General features: G+C 40.7%; 22 protein-coding genes, 1 tRNA gene and 1 pseudogene. 12 read left to right on the top strand and 12 right to left on the bottom strand.

The window, feature by feature from the left end:
• Positions 1-9: 9 nt before the first annotated feature.
• From flgC to L4D74_RS12450, 4 genes are all read right to left on the bottom strand, one after another.
• Entirely contained in the window at positions 10-426 is a 417-nt protein-coding gene (gene flgC, locus L4D74_RS12435) for a flagellar basal body rod protein FlgC (protein ID WP_250619705.1), read from the bottom strand.
• 5 nt (positions 427-431) lie between these two features.
• Positions 432-827, bottom strand: a complete 396-nt coding sequence (flgB, locus tag L4D74_RS12440) for a flagellar basal body rod protein FlgB (RefSeq protein WP_428752395.1) — start codon at positions 825-827, stop codon at positions 432-434.
• Positions 828-1,227: 400 nt separating this feature from the next.
• Positions 1,228-2,058, bottom strand: coding sequence for a CheR family methyltransferase (locus L4D74_RS12445; RefSeq protein ID WP_265676203.1), 831 nt, complete (start codon positions 2,056-2,058; stop codon positions 1,228-1,230).
• A 65-nt stretch (positions 2,059-2,123) separates the two neighbouring features.
• A complete protein-coding gene (locus tag L4D74_RS12450) occupies positions 2,124-3,059 on the bottom strand; it encodes a chemotaxis protein CheV (protein ID WP_428752396.1) in 936 nt (311 codons plus the stop codon).
• Positions 3,060-3,135: 76 nt separating this feature from the next.
• Here L4D74_RS12450 and flgA point away from each other — a divergent pair, with 76 nt between their 5' ends.
• The 3 genes from flgA to L4D74_RS12465 all read left to right on the top strand — a co-directional run bounded on the left by flgA (position 3,136) and on the right by L4D74_RS12465 (position 4,814).
• The gene (gene flgA, locus L4D74_RS12455; protein WP_428752397.1) at positions 3,136-3,882 is read left to right on the top strand and encodes a flagellar basal body P-ring formation chaperone FlgA; all 747 of its coding nucleotides are present in this window, start codon (positions 3,136-3,138) and stop codon (positions 3,880-3,882) included.
• A 128-nt stretch (positions 3,883-4,010) separates the two neighbouring features.
• Entirely contained in the window at positions 4,011-4,328 is a 318-nt protein-coding gene (gene flgM / locus L4D74_RS12460) for a flagellar biosynthesis anti-sigma factor FlgM (RefSeq protein ID WP_265676205.1), read from the top strand.
• A gap of 60 nt (positions 4,329-4,388) precedes the next feature.
• Positions 4,389-4,814, top strand: a complete 426-nt coding sequence (locus L4D74_RS12465) for a flagella synthesis protein FlgN (RefSeq protein WP_250619700.1) — start codon at positions 4,389-4,391, stop codon at positions 4,812-4,814.
• 147 nt (positions 4,815-4,961) lie between these two features.
• Here the strand turns inward: L4D74_RS12465 and L4D74_RS12470 are convergent, their stop codons facing one another.
• Both L4D74_RS12470 and L4D74_RS12475 read right to left on the bottom strand, forming a co-directional pair.
• The gene (locus L4D74_RS12470) at positions 4,962-5,390 is read right to left on the bottom strand and encodes an LPP20 family lipoprotein (RefSeq protein WP_428752398.1); all 429 of its coding nucleotides are present in this window, start codon (positions 5,388-5,390) and stop codon (positions 4,962-4,964) included.
• Positions 5,391-5,399: 9 nt separating this feature from the next.
• A complete protein-coding gene (locus L4D74_RS12475; protein ID WP_250619698.1) occupies positions 5,400-6,035 on the bottom strand; it encodes a FlgO family outer membrane protein in 636 nt (211 codons plus the stop codon).
• 173 nt (positions 6,036-6,208) lie between these two features.
• Between L4D74_RS12475 and L4D74_RS12480 the strand changes: the two genes are divergently transcribed.
• From L4D74_RS12480 to L4D74_RS12490, 3 genes are all read left to right on the top strand, one after another.
• Positions 6,209-7,345 carry a flagellar assembly protein FlgT gene (locus L4D74_RS12480; RefSeq protein ID WP_428752399.1) on the top strand — a complete coding sequence of 379 codons (1,137 nt, stop codon included), beginning with the start codon at positions 6,209-6,211 and terminating at the stop codon, positions 7,343-7,345.
• A 53-nt stretch (positions 7,346-7,398) separates the two neighbouring features.
• Positions 7,399-7,475: transfer RNA gene (locus L4D74_RS12485), tRNA-Arg, on the top strand.
• A 455-nt stretch (positions 7,476-7,930) separates the two neighbouring features.
• Positions 7,931-9,187, top strand: a complete 1,257-nt coding sequence (locus L4D74_RS12490; RefSeq protein ID WP_428752400.1) for a hypothetical protein — start codon at positions 7,931-7,933, stop codon at positions 9,185-9,187.
• A 123-nt stretch (positions 9,188-9,310) separates the two neighbouring features.
• Here the strand turns inward: L4D74_RS12490 and L4D74_RS12495 are convergent, their stop codons facing one another.
• From L4D74_RS12495 to L4D74_RS12515, 5 genes are all read right to left on the bottom strand, one after another.
• Complete coding sequence (locus L4D74_RS12495; RefSeq protein WP_428752401.1) at positions 9,311-10,480, bottom strand: reverse transcriptase family protein; 1,170 nt, start codon at positions 10,478-10,480, stop codon at positions 9,311-9,313.
• Positions 10,481-10,616: 136 nt separating this feature from the next.
• Positions 10,617-12,854: a retron Eco8 family effector endonuclease gene (locus tag L4D74_RS12500; RefSeq protein ID WP_428752402.1), complete on the bottom strand. Its 2,238-nt coding sequence runs from the start codon at positions 12,852-12,854 to the stop codon at positions 10,617-10,619.
• Positions 12,855-13,117: 263 nt separating this feature from the next.
• Positions 13,118-14,347 carry a VapE domain-containing protein gene (locus L4D74_RS12505; protein ID WP_428752403.1) on the bottom strand — a complete coding sequence of 410 codons (1,230 nt, stop codon included), beginning with the start codon at positions 14,345-14,347 and terminating at the stop codon, positions 13,118-13,120.
• Positions 14,337-14,576, bottom strand: a complete 240-nt coding sequence (locus L4D74_RS12510) for a helix-turn-helix transcriptional regulator (protein ID WP_428752404.1) — start codon at positions 14,574-14,576, stop codon at positions 14,337-14,339. The genes L4D74_RS12505 and L4D74_RS12510 overlap by 11 nt, the downstream gene beginning before the upstream one ends.
• Before the next feature lie 73 nt (positions 14,577-14,649).
• A complete protein-coding gene (locus L4D74_RS12515; RefSeq protein WP_428752405.1) occupies positions 14,650-15,690 on the bottom strand; it encodes a hypothetical protein in 1,041 nt (346 codons plus the stop codon).
• Between the two features lie 185 nt (positions 15,691-15,875).
• Here L4D74_RS12515 and L4D74_RS12520 point away from each other — a divergent pair, with 185 nt between their 5' ends.
• The 5 genes from L4D74_RS12520 (at position 15,876) to L4D74_RS12540 (ending at position 18,112) form a co-directional block, all read left to right on the top strand.
• Positions 15,876-16,481, top strand: coding sequence for a hypothetical protein (locus L4D74_RS12520; RefSeq protein ID WP_428752406.1), 606 nt, complete (start codon positions 15,876-15,878; stop codon positions 16,479-16,481).
• Positions 16,482-16,811, top strand: a complete 330-nt coding sequence (locus L4D74_RS12525; protein ID WP_428752407.1) for a hypothetical protein — start codon at positions 16,482-16,484, stop codon at positions 16,809-16,811.
• Positions 16,801-17,475 (top strand): hypothetical protein, encoded by a 675-nt coding sequence (locus L4D74_RS12530; RefSeq protein WP_428752408.1) that lies wholly within the window; start codon positions 16,801-16,803, stop codon positions 17,473-17,475. Before L4D74_RS12525 ends, L4D74_RS12530 begins: the two co-directional genes overlap by 11 nt.
• A gap of 354 nt (positions 17,476-17,829) precedes the next feature.
• Positions 17,830-17,973, top strand: coding sequence for a hypothetical protein (locus tag L4D74_RS12535; RefSeq protein WP_428752409.1), 144 nt, complete (start codon positions 17,830-17,832; stop codon positions 17,971-17,973).
• Position 17,974: 1 nt separating this feature from the next.
• Positions 17,975-18,112, top strand: a complete 138-nt coding sequence (locus tag L4D74_RS12540; protein WP_428752410.1) for a hypothetical protein — start codon at positions 17,975-17,977, stop codon at positions 18,110-18,112.
• A gap of 119 nt (positions 18,113-18,231) precedes the next feature.
• Here L4D74_RS12540 and L4D74_RS12545 read toward each other — a convergent pair.
• Positions 18,232-18,366, bottom strand: a pseudogene (locus L4D74_RS12545) (tyrosine-type recombinase/integrase); the annotation flags it as partial.
• A gap of 98 nt (positions 18,367-18,464) precedes the next feature.
• On the opposite strand from L4D74_RS12545, the gene L4D74_RS12550 reads away from it, so the two are divergent.
• The coding region (locus L4D74_RS12550; protein WP_428752411.1) for a helix-turn-helix domain-containing protein at positions 18,465-18,659 on the top strand (195 nt) is incomplete at its 3' end.

The following is an 18,659-nucleotide window of genomic DNA, read 5'->3' on the forward strand; positions in this document are numbered from 1 at the left end:
CTCCTATCTCTATTGACCCATTTGCAGGGTACGAAGCAACATCTGCTTACTCGCTTCTGCTACCTGGACGTTAGTCTGGTATGAACGAGACGCAGAAATCATGTTTGCCATTTCCTCCATCACATTAACGTTTGGCTTGTAGATATAGCCTTCGTCATTCGCGAGTGGATGATCTGGGTTGTACACTGCACTTAGGGGCTTATCGCTCTCTACAATACCCATCACTTTGACTGGCACGGTATGATCGCGGTTATAACGCGCTTTACTCAGTTCAGCTCCAAACACGGCATGACGCGCCTTGTAGGTTTCTTTCGCTGAGCTACTAACACTGTCGGCGTTGGCAAGGTTACTTGAGGTGGTATTAAGACGAACTGATTCAGCACTCATTGCTGATCCGGTTACGTTAAAAACATTAAATAAACTCATCTTAATTACTCCCCTTTAATTGCCTTGGTCATATTTTTGAACTTACTGCCTAAAAAATCGAGTGATGCCTGATGTCTTAGTTGGTTTTGCATGAATAGGTTTCGTTCAAGATCAACATCTACGGTATTCCCATCCCCGGTATCGGGTTGGTCGGGAATACGGTAGAGCATTTCCCCTGTCACATTGGTAGAGGCAGATATATGCCGTCCATCGGTGCGATCCAATCCAATGCTTGCCCCTGAGGTTGCCGCTTTTAACGCACGATTAAAATCCATCCCCTTCGCTTTAAAACCAGGTGTATTGGCTTGAGCGATGTTGGTAGAGATGACTTCAGCGTTCTTCTCGCGTACACCAACGGTGTGCTGATGAATGCCAAGTGCATTGTTAAAAGAGATGGCCATTTAAACCTCATTGTTCAAAAATAGGTGCCTTGTAAAATATAAAGCAATTTCCGCGCCAAAGTTTTAAGCCTCTGTTACTTTTTATTTAGACCATGGGGATTTTTATCTAAACCATAGGTAATTTTATTTAACCTACGGGTACTAGGTAAAGCCATTGCCCCGGTTTAAGCTTCAGGTGCTAGATAAAGTGCCAGACACTTGATGTCTATGAGTGTGAAAATTGATTCAGTAAACGCATTCGGGATTAGCACAGCAATATCTGCGCCACGTTCGCGATGGTATTGATTAGGAATGTCGTTAGTGATTGCTCGCGACCCAACCACATGACTACAGCTTAGCAAGAAATGCTATGGAAAGGGGTAAGAAAAAGCCCCGGATGATCCGAGGCTAGTATTCAAGTTTAAGGTTTCAGCTTGTAGATAATGCCGGGGTTGCATCGCACCATTTCAAATTTGTCAGTTAACCCAGTCAACGACTCCGATGCACCTAACAATAAATACCCACCAGGGTTTAAACTGCGCGCCATTTGATTCAAGACTTGTGATTTCATCTCTGGCGAAAAGTAAATGAGCACATTTCGGCAAAAAATAATGTCGAACTTGCCTAGCAATGCATACGAGTCCATTAAGTTTTGTGGACGAAAGTTCACTAAGCGTTTCGCGCTATCTTTTATCTTCATCTTGCCGTTTTTCGCATCTTCAAAAAACGCTCGGCGACGCTCTGGTGACAAGCCACGTCCGAGCGCAAGGTTGTCGTACTCGCCCAAACGACACACATCCAACATTGTGTTGGAAATATCCGTCGCCGTGATCGACACATTCGGCAACATGCCCGGCTTCTTCGCTTGAGTTTCTAGTATCGTCATCGCCATTGAATACGGTTCTTGGCCTGAAGAACTCGCCGCTGACCATATTTTTATCGGACGTTTATTTGCCGCCATTTCTGGTAACAGCTTGTCAGATAGTACCGTGAACGGGTAATTATCTCGAAACCACAATGTTTCGTTGGTCGTCATCGCATCCACAGCGGCAATGCGCAATTCGCGATTTCGACCCGATACGACATCTCTCAATAAGTGAGACAATGACGTCAACCCATTTTTACTCACTAACGGACTTAAGCGGCTTCTCACTAGATACTGCTTACTGTCTCCAAGTACAATGCCGCACTGTGACTCTAAAAATCGGCTAAAATCACGATACTCTTGATCGCTTATGGTTATCGCTGTCATTAACTACTCTATACTGCTTTTGAAAGCTTGCTTAATACAAGTTCTATTGTGATTTTATTGTTTCGCTAACCTGCTACAACAGCCGCTTTTACTGCGCTCCCCAGTTCTTCTGGGTTGAACTTAGCGATAAACTCGTTGGCACCGACTCGTTCTACCATCGCCTGATTAAACACACCGCTGAGCGAAGTATGTAAAATAATGTGCAGATCTTTAAGATCTGGATGACGGCGAACCTCTGCCGTTAAGGTGTAACCATCCATTTCTGGCATTTCAATATCCGAGATCAACAAGGATATTTGATCGCGAATGTCTCCTTCTGAAGCCATTTCGACTAGCTTGTTATACGCATCTTTACCATCTTTCACTAAAATGGCTTCGAAGCCAATAGACTCTATTGCTCGTTGGACCTGTTTCCTTGCCACCGCTGAATCATCGGCGATCATAATACGCTTCACGATTTGCTTCTGTTGCTTTACTTCCGCTTCTGCAATTTCTTTGGCAAGATTACCATCCATCGCTTCTTCAACCGGTGATATTTCAGCAAGTATTTTCTCAACGTCAATGATTTCAACTAATTCGTTATCAATATTCGTTACTGCCGTCAGGTAATTCGCACGCCCAGCCCCTTCAGGGGGCGGTAAAATCGACTCCCAGTGCATATTAATAATGCGCTCGACGGAGCTGACCAAAAAACCTTGCACACTGCGGTTAAATTCAGAAATCACCACAAAACTGTTGGCAATGTCTGTTGTTGGCCTGCCACCCACGGCCAAGCTAAGATCAATAACCGAGATAGTTTGACCACGAATATGTGCCACCCCTTTTACCAAGCGATGTAGATTCGGCATCGCGGTAAGTCGCGGGCATTGCAACACTTCTTTGACTTTAAATACGTTGATACCGTATCTCTGACGTCCCATTAAGCGAAAGGTTAATAATTCGAGCCGGTTTTGACCTACTAGCTGCGTTCTCTGGTTCACCGAATCTAAGATACCGGTCATAAGTTCATCTCCATCTCAAACTTTACGCCAAAAAAGTGATAGTCTACTGCAGGCAACGAGGAACCTGAGAAACAGAATGCTGTATTATAAGACATCTTTTTTGAATACTTCCAGCCCCAATTTTAAGCGAGTGCTTAGTGGGCTTTTACTCTTTATCGTCTGGCACACGTTTTTCTTTAGTGCATTAACGCACGCAGCGACGCCAGAACAAATAGAAAACATCCAAAAGGCAGCCCAAGCTCATGTTTTGGATACCTTAGATGCCCCATTTGGCGCTGAGCTCACAGCAACCGCAGGACGAATCGACTCTCGTGTCCATGCGACCGATTGCATCGAGCCTTTGCAAACCTCCTCTTCCAATGCCAGAAACACCAGCAGTAACGTCACGGTTTTAGTTGAATGCCCAAGTGATAATTGGCGACTCTATGTGCCCGTTAGACTCACCATTTCATTACCACTCGTTGCCGCAACACGACCGCTCGCACGAGGAAGTATTGTCACTCAAGGCGATGTCATGATGACAATGATCGATAAAAACCGCTTTCGCCGCCAAGGATTTACCGATTTTGAGCAAGTCGTTGGCTCAAAATTGAAACGAAATGTAAAGCTCGGAGACGTCATCGAACGCAATGATGTTTGCGTGGTATGCCGAAATGAAAAAGTCGTAATACGCGCCGTCAAAAGCGGTATGACCATTTCAACCAAAGGCACTGCCCTGAGTGATGGCTCGAATGGTGACCAAGTAAGAGTGAAAAATGACAAGTCTCAGCGTATAATTGAAGGTATTGTCACTGGAGTGGCTGAAATTACCGTGAATTTTTAATTTATTACCCGTGACTTTTAATTTTTTCCTAAAGTATCTGCGCTATAGGTCGATACTGACGGTATACAAGACAACTCTATTGTTTACGAATACTATTATTTACGAACATATGCAAAGAAGGCTTAACTATGGCAGGCATTGATAACATTCGTTCTGGTCAGACGCTAACGACGACAAGTCGTGCCCCTGCCCGTTCGGAAACAAGCACAAGCAGCAGCTCAGCCCCTGTTAGTCAGTCATCAGCAAAGCAAGATGCCGTGACATTAAGTCAAGGCGGTAAAGCAATTGGGCAGATGCATCAACAGATGGCATCACAACCTAGCTTTGATACGGCAAAAGTTGCCGCCATTAAAGAAGCTATTGCTAACGGTTCTTATACCGTTGACCCAGAAAAACTTGCTGATAACATGATTAAGTTTGAAGAAGAGCTAGGTGGTTTAAAGTAATTCGCGCTATCTAGGGAGAACGCACTGCGCGACTCACTCGATAAATATAAGGTAAAATGAATGGCAGCCCTTGTTGATTTGGTTGACTATCAACTTAAAAATGCAAAAGCCCTGTCTCTTCTATTGTCGGAAGAGACCAAAGCCATCGCGGCTCGTGAGTCTGGTGATATTGAGCGATTAGCCAAAGAAAAAATGGCGCTCATTGGTCAGCTTCAACAAACGGACCAAAGACTAAGCCAACACCAAGACGTCGCAAGACTCACCGATGAAGCCTTACTGGCTGAACAAGTCCGCACCGTCAAATCCATCATTCTTGATTGCCAAAAAATTAACGACATTAACGGACAAAGCCTACAACGGGCCCAACTCAGCTTTAATAAACTCAATAATTTGATGCAACAAAGCCACGGTAAGATAGGCATGACCTATAACGCCGGCGGACAGACCCATACGCTTTCAACACTGGGCACTAACCTTAAAGCCTAGCGCTTTCTGAATGTTACAAACGTTCAAAGTTTAAGCACGCCTAATTCTTATACACGATCAAAAAAAGCGACAATCATTGCCGCTTCTTTATATACCCTGCATTTAGCGTTAGCCGTTAAAACAGTTATCCGTAAAAACTGTTATCCATTAAAACAAGGTTTGACGCTTCTTCTCTGGAACACGGCGGATTTCACCGTAGTCACGAAGCCTATCCATTTTTTCAATATCGAGCAGCAGCTCTGTGACATAACTGTCACCGACTTTATAGCTTCTCACCACTTCAGCACCACGAATCACACCATCAACGGCCCCAGTTGTCGACTCTACGCCAAGCTTTTGATCTTGCAAATCTGCCCTTGCCGACACTCGAAGACCGTATACTTGCTCTGCCAGCTCGCGGTATGCATCAATTTTTGAGGCACGCATGGCACGCACTTGCTTCTCTTCTTCAGTGCGGCCCGATTGCTCGCTAATGCTCGCATAACCCACTGCCGTTAAATTATTTTGGTTAAGTGCACTTATGGGCGTACAACCAACCATCAGCATCATAGCAAATGCCATTAACCAGATTCTCATTGTCATTTCCTATGGTCGTAGAATTATAGTATGCGGCGAGGTCATCATTGGGTCAGAACGAATCAATACCCCATCTTCTGTACGCATTTGATTTAACGTATCAAGATCTCGACCAATGCGATCTGCAGGTAAGAAACCTTGTGCAGACGCAACCACGACTCGCGATTGCATACCAACCACACGAGCATTAATTAACACACCACCTTCTTGACGTAGCATCGTGCCCGTCAAGACAAACTGAATTTGTTGCTCTTGAGCTAAGTCTTTCCAATCTCGGCTTAACGCAAAGTCACCTTGGCTCGTCACCTGTATCGAGCCTGTTGTTTTAAAATCGACAACTTTAAACCCACGGCGTTGTAACTGATGAATGAATCCTTCAGATACCGAGTTGCCTAACCAATTGGTGGATTCCATACTCTGCAAATCCACAAAGGATGCCACTGCAATAGGGGTTCTCACCGATACACTGGTGTTTGACTCAACAAGGTCTTCGGTCAAACCTTCTACAAAATAGTCCATCGTATGACGGGGACTTTCCATCAGCATAAACTTACTGCCGCTGTAGGTTTCTTTACCGTTATAGATTGGTGAGTAGGCACAAGAGGTCAGTGTTAACACCGATGCCATCAATAGCCACTTTTTCATGTTTCACTCTCCAAAGTTGTGAATTGGGTAGATTAATTCCTGAGCCTGTGAAGGTTGGAACAATCTTTGCTTTCTCATTGTTGTCGTTAATAAGAAAGTCCGCTCCAATATTCGCTGGTAAACGTTTAGCAATAATCATCTAGCAAATATTGTTCCGCATTTGGATTGGTCGCATGAAAAAAATTATTTGTTCTTTAGTTTCAAGTACCTTACTCGCTATTGGTGCCAGCTCGGCACACGCCGCTTGGTATGAGGTCACTGGTGTCTCAACCATCGTATCGTCAGAAAAGGCGGCAAGGATCTATGCCTTAGAGGACGCGGTCTACAAAGCGGTAGATTTTGCCGGAGCCGATATTGGCAGCCTTTCAGGGCTGGCGCCACTGCTTGAAGATGACAAAGAACAATACCAGTTCATTGATTCTGAAGTTCGCCATATTGTCATTGATGATAAATACACCAGCGGCAACCAAATGTTCGTTAAAGTCCGCGTAGATATCTACCCATCGGCAAAGGCTTGCCATCAAGAGCAATACAAAAAGACCTTTGGGGTGGCAATGTTTGACATTGTCGATCCTCAGCAAGCCGTGATGGGACAAATCTATAAGCTTGGCGAAGATTACAGCTCGGTGATTGAAAAACAGCTTGCCACTCGTTCATACAGCTTTGTTTCTGTCGGTACAACACGCTATGAAATTGATAAGCGACAGCCAGAGCGGATAAAAATGATCGCACAAGATCTTGGCGCACAATACCTAATTACCGGTGAGATTAATGATCTGACAGCCACCATAACAGCCGGTGGCTTACTGAGTGATGATGTCACCAATCGACAATTTGCCATGAATCTGGCTATTTTTGATGGCAAAACAGGCCATGAGATATTCCAGCATTCATACCGTGAAATCGCCAAATGGCCGTTTGCGAAAACCAGTAAAGTGGATACAAAAAGCGCCCGTTTTTGGACATCCACCTACGGAGAAATGATGCAACGCATCAGCCGCAACATCATGCTGGACTTTGAAGCGGAAGTGTCTTGTAAAATGACTTTGCCAGAAGTCGTTGCCAGCTACGGCAATAAAATTACGCTAGATTTAGGGCGAGTACATGGTGTCCAAGCCGGAGATAAACTCACGCTTTGGCATACTGGGTCATTCATCGACCAAAATGGATTGCCACGTAATAAAGTCTCACAAAGTGACATTACTTTAACGGTATCTCGAGTGTACGAGCGAGAAGCAGAGGCTACCGTAGACCAACCTAGCTTAGCCAATAGTATTCAAATTGGCGATGTCATGCACAAACAGCCATAAATCTAACAATATAGGCTTAACTTATTCAAATAATTGAGTATTATAAGCCATAAGCTCCCGTGGCACAGCTGGATAGCGCGGCCCCCTCCTAAGGGGCAGGTCACAGGTTCGAATCCTGTCGGGAGCGCCATATTAAAAGGGCTAGCAAGTTAGTGATTGCTAGCCCTTTGTTGTTTTTGGCTTTATGTATAGCAAATATGTAGCAAATTACACTTCCATTGAATAGACCTTTTCTATTTGCCAGACGTCGTCCATCGTTAGTAAAGTCCCTTAGTAGTCATTTACAATACAACCTGGCTTGATTCTTGTGAAAATTACTTTCTATGGTCCAGATTTTTTACTCAACAATGTGGCCATGATGAACTTTCTTGAACTGGAATAAGAACCTGACATTGACTTCAACCAGTACGAAGGAACATCTCAGCTACAAGATTCCAATACCTAAGAGTTTTTTCAAGATATCTACTGTTGGTCACATCCTTGTTCAGAAATCTTGACGAGCAATACCGTTATATGTTGACTTGTTTCATAATGGTTTATGGTAATTCAAGGACTCTAGTCTTCAGTAGTGGAGTAATAACAAGAATGGATATTAGTCTTAAACAAGTATTGTTTGCTTTATTATTGACGGTGGTATGTAACGTTCAAGCCGATGAAATGGAATGTAATAGTACTCCAATCCCCAATGAGCTTCATATCATCGACAAGGGTACTTTTATGCTGTCAATCAAAGGTGGTCACGCCCCGGTTTCATCATACCTCCCATCAGGTACGATAGTACGATTGCTCGGCATTCAACCGATCGATTATCAAAAGCGACAAGGAAGACAACCAATCACTCAGTGCTACTTTTATGTAAAAACTACTTTAGGCAAGTATGGCTATGTCCTTAAATCAACATTGGTCAGTTCTTCTTCCTATATTGGAGAATTTGTTTTTCCCAGAACTGAAATTGAAATCTTCAAACGGCCTAATCTAGAAAGTGTATCAGATTATCGTGCCGGTAATTCGGCTTTGCGAAGAACCGTGTTTATGTCTTCTACTAACCCAAAGGTTGACGAAAAGTTACAAGTAATTGGAATGGATTCTGAACAAGACTTCTATATTGTAAAGGCTAAATTCCTTGGGGAAAACGTAAAAGGTTATGTATTTGCAGACGACATTGAGCAGGGCATGGCAGCTGTTATCAACCCTCAAAATGCTATTTTTATTGATAGAGTCACTAACAAAAAAAGCAATGATCTTGAAGATATTTTCAAGTCGCTTTTAAGCGAAAAAATCTATAAAGAGCTATCAAATTATCTGCAAGACAATACAAATAACACTATCTTAGAACTATGCAGAACTCCTTTAAGTGTGACGCCATCAGTTGAGTTGAAAGCAAATGCTTGGTGGATAAACGGGGCTATTAAAGTAGAAAGTAAAATACTACTTAAGCCTCAATACCGAAGTTTTTCCTATGAATCTTATTCAATAAAGAAAGGAGATAAACAATATGACATTGACTTTATAAAGCATTTATCATGTGATACGGAAAGCATGTTATATCCTGTAATATTAAAAGTTAAGCAAGGTGAGTTGGAGCTGAGAAGAGAAAACTTTCGTGCATTACCCTCTATCTTTCGAAATAAAGAGGATTTCGTTGGTAAAAATCAATATGAAACTATACTGACTATTAATTCTTATGGTGATTGGTATTCCGTATATCGTTACCTTGATAATAACTTATCAAATTGGAGAGCGATTTATGGTGATAGTTACTATGTATTGATCGACATACTCATTGATTCTATATCTTACTTCCCTCCTTCGGAAAAACGTACAACACCTAAAAGTAGCTAGAAGAAAACACTTAGCCCTAGGAAGATAACATTAGGGCTAAGCTAATAAAGCAACCATTAAATAGAAACGTTGCTATCTAAGACTAATGCATCAATAGCTATTGGGACTATTAATTTATAGTCCCTACGTTCTTCGGTTAAGAATCAACTCAATATTCTCAACCAATCGAATACATCTATATATAAATTCTTTGTCCATAGATTGATGACAATCATTGAATTTAATTATGGATATCAAGAAAGAACGATAGCCAACTAATTTATTGTTTACCTGTGACTGGCAGTATTCATCTTTAAATGAATCTTTGGGGCTAAACCTAAACTTCAACTTTTCGACATCAATTTTGAAAACTGCCTTAAGAATCTCTCGATCACTTTTATCAGTATTACATTCATAAATTAGTTTAGATATTATCTTCGTCTTTTTATTTGAAACTCTCAACTCACCTTTTATATAAGGATAGTTTGAGCCAGCTATAAAGTATCCATTGAGAGATATATAACCAGACTTCTTAATAGTTTTTCTTCTATTAATCTTATAGCCGTCAAGATTAACTATAAACGATAACTGCTCAATAAATCTTTTAGAGTGAAGGAATGGTTTTCTATCTTTAATACCGAGAATATCATCAAACGGAGTCTTTTCCCGATAGTTATCCCCCCTCATTGTCGAGCTAGAAAAAAGCATATCATCAGCGTATCTAGTATATGTGATATTATGTTCAGAACAGAACTTCTCTATTAAAATATCTAACTTTCTAAATACAATATTTGAGATCAAAGGTGACGTCTTAAAACCGATGGGTAAAATTGAACGTCCAACAAAATCAGTGTTTTTTGCTGACTTAGGTACAGTGTAGGTTACAAGGCTTGTAATCAAGTCTAAATTGCTTTGGTTACAGGTTTCACTAATATTTGATGTTGAAACATGCGCCTTTAGAGATTCTCTAACAATTTTATCACTAATAAAGTGGAAAAAGTTTTTAAGATCAATTCTCAAAAAATGATAGTGGTTTCTATGTGGTTCAAGAAAATTAAGATATGTTTTATTTTTAACATAAGCTGTAGCAGATTGATTTACAGGAATTCTACTAAAGAGACTTCTATTTAAAGCCTCATGAATGTGATTAATCTTATCGCATTCTAAACCAGCGATACTATAAATAAACTTATTTTTAACTTTTGTTTCATTCACACAGCTTAAAGGGAGTGACTTGACGCCACTCCCTTCATTGAAAAACATACACTCCTTGACTAAGGATAGAATAGAACTACTAACAGTGTAATTTTTCATACAGATTCCATATAGATACTAATTCATCTTTTCACGAACTTGTCGTGCATTAAAAGTACATCACAACCTGGATGCACGGATTAGACAATGTTGAGACTGGGATACATAAAGCATCTGCTTTGCGAACAAAACACCTCTAAACTATCGATACTGAAATCTTCTTTAGTATATCACTTAAGTAAGGGAAGTTTCGAGTAAAATTTATATAGAAATCATCGCGATCTTGGGAGTCTATCTCTATACTGGTTATTGCATAATCCATAAATGATGTGACCCAACCTCCAGTTTTTCCAAGTTGAAATGGAAGTTTCCTTAGACAATTTTCCTTGATACTAGCAACGGCAATTTGTACATCATCACTAATGTGACTCTCATAAAACTTAGACTTTTGACTACATAACGTATGAGTTTTACCATCAAGAGCTAGCCTTAAAACTGTAACTTGGTCTTTTCGGCTTAGAGAGTTGCTTTTGCAGTAAAACTGTTTGACCAACCCCATAAGGTTTAAGACCAATATCTTTCTGATAAATGCCTTATTGACTTCCGATAACTCTCCACTATAAGGTAATTTGGTAAACACTCTAGAGTAGATGAACTCGACATTGCTTTTATTCAACTTGCCTCTGAGGCTATCTAACTTTTTATTAATATCACCACCACCACCGATCATCAATACTCCATCGGCTAATTTACTCGTTTCTTCAATTAACCACTTTAAAGCAAGCTTTCTTGAACTTTCGCATAGAAGTACTTCTTCGATCGTAGATGGGGCAATATGAACTCTATCTGTTTTCATGAGTACTTCATTACACATAGAAATGAAGTAAAGGTATTTGAATTTTTCAAACTCAGTACCATGGTAATTAGTTGAGACTTGATTACCATTAATCGTAAGAATAGCTTTCAAAGCTTTCTTTATTGCGTAGTTTGGCGAAATAAAACAAGAATATTTAAAACGCTCCACCAAATTAATCAAGTTAACTTCTTTTTGCTTAAGTAAGAATTTATTTTCATCAAAATCATATGACACCATCTTGTCCGCATCATAGATATTCAAATATGGTATTGGTGCTTTTGAAGTCCTTGGATTTAGGGAGCGTAGTATAACCTCATTTGTTTTATATACATCCACATTTATCAGGAAATCAAAATACTCTATTAATCTCATATTACCGAATAATTCTAGCTCTGTTTCCCCTTCAACAAATAGTATAAAGTCGCTAAAATAGAGCCTAGCCTCATTATCACTAAATACATTGAGAAAACGTTTATCCTTGAACTTTGTATTTAATAAAGACACAGTTGTCTTCCTAGTTTTCAGTCCGAAATGGAAAATACTATGCTCCCCTTCGGCTTCAAAACTTTTGATGATTGACTTTAGTATATTTGGTGAATGTGTGGTCATCAACACAGTTGGAAAAGGTGTTGCGTATTTTCCTAAAGATTTATTGTCTGTTCGTTTTTTTAAACTATCATATAGGCTATATAGATTATATATTAGTTTTTCATTTAGCTTTGGATGTAAACCTAATTCAGGCTCATCAATATATACTATTGGGGTAATAAACTCTCGCCTAGTTAAAGTTATAATTAGAGAAAGAAATAGCTCTATGAATTTATGTGAATTAGTACCATCAGATTGCGTAGTCAACTCAAAGCCATCAATATTGAATTTATGGCCACTAAGCCCCACCTTTATGTAATTTAAAATTAAGTCTTGATAGCTATATGGAGAAGCTTTGGTTAAGTCACCTATTATCTTTACATATTCTTTATAGGAGTTACTATTGCTCGAAACCTTCTTATCAAAGAAGTCTACGATTTGCTCAGTTTTTAAGGATTTCGTATTAAGGAACTTAAGTTGACTAGTTGTTTTCCAAAGTCCGTCCCAGTCATACAGGTCAATTTTCCTAACATCTATAAAGAAGAAAGGATATATTCTATTTATTATCTTCCTAACATTTGAATCCTTATCTGACCAACTAATTGAGCCGTTACTTTTTATAGTAAGTGTTAGCGAGAAATTCTTTCTTATCTTTCTTTTTGAAACAAGATAGAAGTTATCGTCTTTAAATAGAGAACTATAGATGTGCTTTTGATAAATACTTTTATTTTTCCTCGACTTAATAACCTCCTCCAAACGAGTCGTATCATAGGTTAAGGTAATCGTGCCTATACTAGAATAGTTAGAATTTAAAGGTAAAGGTACAACCGACTCTTCTTTAAGGTTTGCATAAAAATAGCGTAGAACCTTAAGAAAGTTTGATTTACCAACATTATTTTTTCCTATAATGCAGTTGAAATCACTAAAATCGGTAATCGTGCAGTCATCAAATGACAATATGTTTTTTATTCTAACGGATTTTAAAGCCATTCATAGTTAACCAACTGATATTAGATAAGTTATTTTAACTAAAGAACGTGTTGATTTAAACCTTTCTGTTATCGTACAAATCGCTTTGAGGACAGCTTTGTACGAAAGCATTGGACGCAAACGAAACTGACATAAAGCTCAACTTGAAGCCTTCATTTAGATAGTTCATTCGCATGCTACAAGCCTCGAAAAGTACATTTAACTACAGCACTTACCCCCCTTACCTCAAGTGGGGTAAGTGCTGAAAAAGCCTTAACTTAAAACTATAATACTTTTGGGAAACAGTATCGGCTAATACCATCTTTCTTCTTGCGTTCTATAAGCCCCTCACTACTGAGCATTGTCAATGCTTTACCTATTGCATTCGCTTTCGAGTAGTCGAATCGCATTAAGTCGCAGATCTCCTTTGTAGTCATCCATTGCCTAGCCTTGTCTCCACAAAGCGAAATATGGTCAGATAACAGCTTGTGCCATGTTCCTTTATCAACATACTTCTCCGACTCTCTCGAGATCAACCTTTGTTCACTTTCACTCAAATACCAAGAGCGCCCCTCTACTTCAAGCATGTATTTAACCTCCAGCCAAAACTCCCTTAGCCTTTCTGGCACCGCCAATCTTAACTCACCCGTTGAATCAAACTCCCATCCAAGAGTATCGTTTAGCGTATCCATATCCGTGACGCCGACTAGTTCAATTACGGCATAGCGGCTATTCCCGGTTTCATCTTTAAGAAAATCTGAACCATTAACCGTAGCAATCAAGTTAGTTTGGCGTGGTTTCTTGATGTCTGTGCGTCCATACGGAGGTCGAACCGTGTCTACTTGACGACTGATAAAAGCTTTAAGAGCACCTTGGCAGTTCTTAGTAGAACGTTCCAATTCACCAAGCTCAACAATCCAAGAACGAATCACTGAAAGCACGCTGTCTTTGTTGTCTGGATTAAGCTCTGCACCCTCTAAAAAAGCCCCTGCTACAACGCTCGCAATACGTTCAACAAAAGCTGTTTTCCTAAACGACTGTTCACCTTGAAGCACGGGAACCAACTTTGATTTGAAGTTGGGTACCAGCAATGAAGCCACACAACCAATTAGCCAACGTGTCATAACACAGCTAGCAAGCTCTTGATTGGCAGCTTTTAAACAGTTAAGAACCTTTGCAACTCTTGGTACACCATCCCATTCACCCTTAAGCCAATCTTTAACAGGGTGGTACTCGTTGCCTTGAGCCAAGGCACTAAAGTGATCATCTATCATAGACTTGGGCGCACCATGAATTGAAGCTTCTGATATCAAACGGCTGCGCACTGACTCAGGAGAACCAATACACACACCTTTTTCAAATATATCTGGTTCTAACGTCATCTTGTTCTGCTTTGCTTCCAAACCAGAAAACTCTATGAGCGCTTTTAGATTATCGGCAGTATTGAGCACTGTAAGATTCCCCTTATCTGAAGAGCGTACGTGGGGAAATTTAGGTTGATTTTCATTCAGCATCAAAGTCACCTCCGCAAGGTAAGCTATCCAGTTTACGGTGACTTTCTAACCAGCCGTCGAGATCTTCTTTGAGGTAGCGGACGGCGCGTCCAATTTTGATAAATGGTGGAGCTATCGTTCTGTTCTTGCGTTGCCCTTCCATTCTAGATTGGCGCAGAAATGAGCGACTCATTCCGATGTATTCCGCCGTTTCTTGTTCTGTGTAAGCTCTCTTTGTATTTTGAATCATATTGTTGTTCCTCGTTGCTTATGGAGGTTCAACAATATTCCTCGCGAACGTCACGTGATGCTGAGGGTGACATTTAAGGTGACGTTTTCTTTAGCTTTTTGTTTACTGCGTAGAATAGTTTCTTCCTAAAGTACTCACGAGTAATCTTTTTTTCACTATTTGTACCAACTCCAAAATAGCCCAATGTATCATTCGTCACAAAAGACACTATTCCTTCATCGTCAAACTGTCTGTTTATATCCAGTTGGCAGTCTCGCTTAATCAAGTTCCAAACCTCACTAACCCTAGCATGAGGGTAGACTCTGAGTACTCTAAGAATAATCTGCTCAATCGGATGAGTAACAATATTCGGTTGACAACCTTGATTTGATTGACTTGAAGCTATGTGGTTAACCGAGCGTTTAACGCTTTGCGAACTGTTAATCAATGCATTATCGGTTCGGTTAGTTTGGTTGAAATACTGGTTAAGCCTATGTCTATCCAACCTGATATCCTCTGGCTTTAAACTGAAAAAGCCGGTTTGCAGCTGTTTGGCACTTTGAGACAATGAAGTGGTCATAGTCGTTAGGCCAGACAGTAACGCCTGAACCTTATCCTCTTTAGCTGAAGCCTTAAACTCTTCGGCATTGAAGTTTCGGTTGAATGCAGCGTTCAAACTGTCAACTGTGGGCACGGTGGCGAATATCGGAGCAACAACCTCTTTAAGCTCTTTTGAAGCAAACACCCCTTCTCTTACACCACTGAACTCACCTTTTAACGCATTAGGAAACCGCTTGGCAACGCTGGAGATATTTTGTAGAGCCTTGATATTATTGGCTGAAAAGCGCTTTAACCGAAGTTCACCGCTCAGCAGCTCACGAGATTGTGAATTGGATAGCGTTACTATTGCATTGACATCAAAAATAACCAACAGCTCATTGTACTTATCAACGCCCCCAGCACCACTAGCACTTATCCACGCGCTGAGTTCAAACGTCCCTAGTTCAACTGCATCTAGCACCTGTTCATGGGTTAAATTGGTTAATTTTTCAACTTCGCTTAACCTAATGTACTCACGAGTATCTTCCATAATTCGCTCAAAGATTGCTTTGCCACTAATTGTCCAATAAAACATACTAACCGATATCGTAGGAGGTAGCCGAGAAATCCATCAGAATTCGATACCCTCCATTTGCGTACCTGCTTACTATGCGTAAAGACAACACGTTTCAGCTCACATTCATAACTAATCAGCGAACCAAAGATTGTCGACAAATATTAAACTGGTAGAATATTTGGAACGCAAGTCACGGATTATGGATGATTAACAACGTGGATAGTAAGTCACCTGCAACGAATTTTAGTAAGAACTCTGTTTACCGATTTTTGTGCGAAATCGATTGGTCTTTAGGCCGCATGCTTGCAAACACAATCAAGCTAGTACTTTTTCTCACCACTACAGTAATTGCCTTTTTTTTCCTCTATATCACTTTCGCTGATGTCTTTGAGTATCAAGACGGGCTGGCAGACTTGTCTAGCATCGAAATCCTATTTGCCGTTCTGAGTGTAATTCTACTCGATAGATATATTCGCTATAGCCGCAGGACTACTGTCGAGTGGTGGCTACTCATTGTAAAGCCCATAACTTGGTATGGCATTTTCGTTCTATGCGCATGGTTTGTCGCTAGTATTTTCGCTTTTATCGATCTATGGAAAGGTACTAGCTACGTTAGTTGGGGGTTACTTAGAAGTGAAAACTATAGTCAGGCACTCAGCTTTATATTCGTTCTTATTAGTCTTTACATATCTGTACCAAGTAAAACCAGTCGTCTATCAGACAATATAAATTCGAGTAAAACCGAAACAGAAACTGCAAATCCTATCCATTCAACGAACCCACAACCGACTGCGAAGGCGGAAATCTAAATGCCCAAATCAAAAATTACTCTCATCTTAACCCTCTGCTTAGCCCCAGCCCTGTCGCTAGCAAAAGCTCCGTCTCTTACCGAGAGCTGTGTCGAGTTAATTAGCATCTATGCTTCGAAAAATGAAAAGCACCTTCTTGCGGCACAAACAACTTCTCTTTCTGAGAGCTTACGAGCTGGATACTGTCTAGGCGTAATAGAACAGCATGCCAAAGCAGAGTATGGATGCCGTTCCAACTGGTTCAAACGCGCAGAATTTATAGCAAAGTACGCACTTGAAGAGCGACCGCCATCAGAACAGAAAATTCTGAGGTTATCTTGTGAAATCTGACTATCTTTCTCCACCTGACGCTATACGCTCTTTATTCCATGTTGAACTATCGAAACACAAGAGCTTCAAAGACCACGTTTATCCGTTAATCAGGTCAAAAGGCTTTCTAGATGTACATAGAGAGTCGATGGGTAGCGCTTCAGATAAGAACCACCTTTTGGTCTCACGAAAAAGCTTAGATAAACTGCACAACGCTGTAATACTTCAAGGTTTCTTTTCTGACACTAAAAGAGTAAAAGCAATTTTCACTGACCAAGCAAAAAGACTAGAAGCAGCCCAACTGCTTGAGAGCCTATTGCTTCATAGGCAGAGCATCCTTGGTGTTTCAGTTTCTCACCAACAGATAGAGGAGCTACTTTCAGTATTACGTTCTGATACGTCTTTAGAAGAAAATAAACTACCAAATCCATTTGAGGAGCTACCACAGCTCTCTCTAAACGGTCTAACGAGCGTAATGCAAGCTCTACTGGCACAAAGTGCGACTCTGAATCAAAGTGATACGATGATTGGTCTTTATTTAGAAGGAAACCTCGACAAAGCGTATCAAGCGGCTATCACAACGAACTCTTCTCACCCAGTTGTTAAAAAGTATCAAGAGACTATTTGTCGTCAATATGAACACGCTAAAGAGTTCGATAATTTTTTAGAAGAATTGTTGAATTAGTTCTTGCGAGTGCAGTGCACTCAATCATTCTTGTTTTGTCCATCAGGGAGGATAAGAATGAAATCGACAGAACAAATAATTGATGCATTCCAATCTCATATTTCTGCATGCCAGATTGAACGTGCCTTGAAAATCGAGCAGCAGCTTGTTTTAGGGGACTCCTACCTCAGTCTGGGAGGCCGCAAAATCCGCTCTTCACCGAACCTCATCAGGTTCAAGTTGGGTAGGGGTTTGCGGTTTATATGGCAACGTAATTCTGATGGACTTAAACCTAAAACTATCACAACTAGACAGGGGTTCGAACTCACACTGAAACGAATCCAGAGTGCTAGTTCTTAATAGAGAAATAAGGATATGACAAAGAAGATTAAACCAGCAGATAACGCGGCAAATATCCCAAATGCCAATAAAGGTACACCTGGCACAAACCGCCAATATGACCAGAACCAAGGTAACCGCGGTAAACAACTAAATCCAAACCAAGTAAAAGGGAAGTAACATGCCTAATACAAGCGATATGTCTCAAGACGAACTCGATATTTGGTCAGACATCAACAATCCAAACAATGATGCCGATATGGATGACTGGGCTGACGCTCACAATCCAAATAACGATGATTATATCGGCGAGGAATAAATAATAGAGAGCTGAGTGATTCAACTTCGCGTTCACTCAGCTCTTTTAATCAAACTCGTTAAAGCGCCAAAAAACCCAAGAGCACTCCAAGCAAATAACCAAACATAATCAAGTGCTCATTAACCTATCATGTTAACAGCAGCAGCTTTGTGCTCTGGGGCTAAATGAGCATACCTAAGGGTCATTTTCATATCCGCGTGCCCTAGCAACTCTCGGACTGTATTTAGATCCACACCTACCATAACTAGCTTGCTAGTGTCAGCGCCGATGTAAAAATGACCCACTAACGCCGATTTAAAATTGACCCACCTGAGGCAAACTATCCGTTCGTAAATGGACAAAGCGGCGGATTATGATCAATCAGGAGCAACTAGTGGAAATACACGTTTTACATCAGCAAGGGCAAAGCATCCGCCGCATCGCGAGAGATTTAGGTATCTCAAGGAATACCGTTCGCACTTATCTTCGAGACAGAAGTAAAGAGTCTGTGTATCCCGAGCGGCAATCTCGACCAACCAAATTACAGCCTTACCACGACTACTTGCGC

It is taken from the genome of Vibrio cionasavignyae (assembly GCF_050337155.1).
Lineage (GTDB): Bacteria > Pseudomonadota > Gammaproteobacteria > Enterobacterales > Vibrionaceae > Vibrio > Vibrio nomapromontoriensis.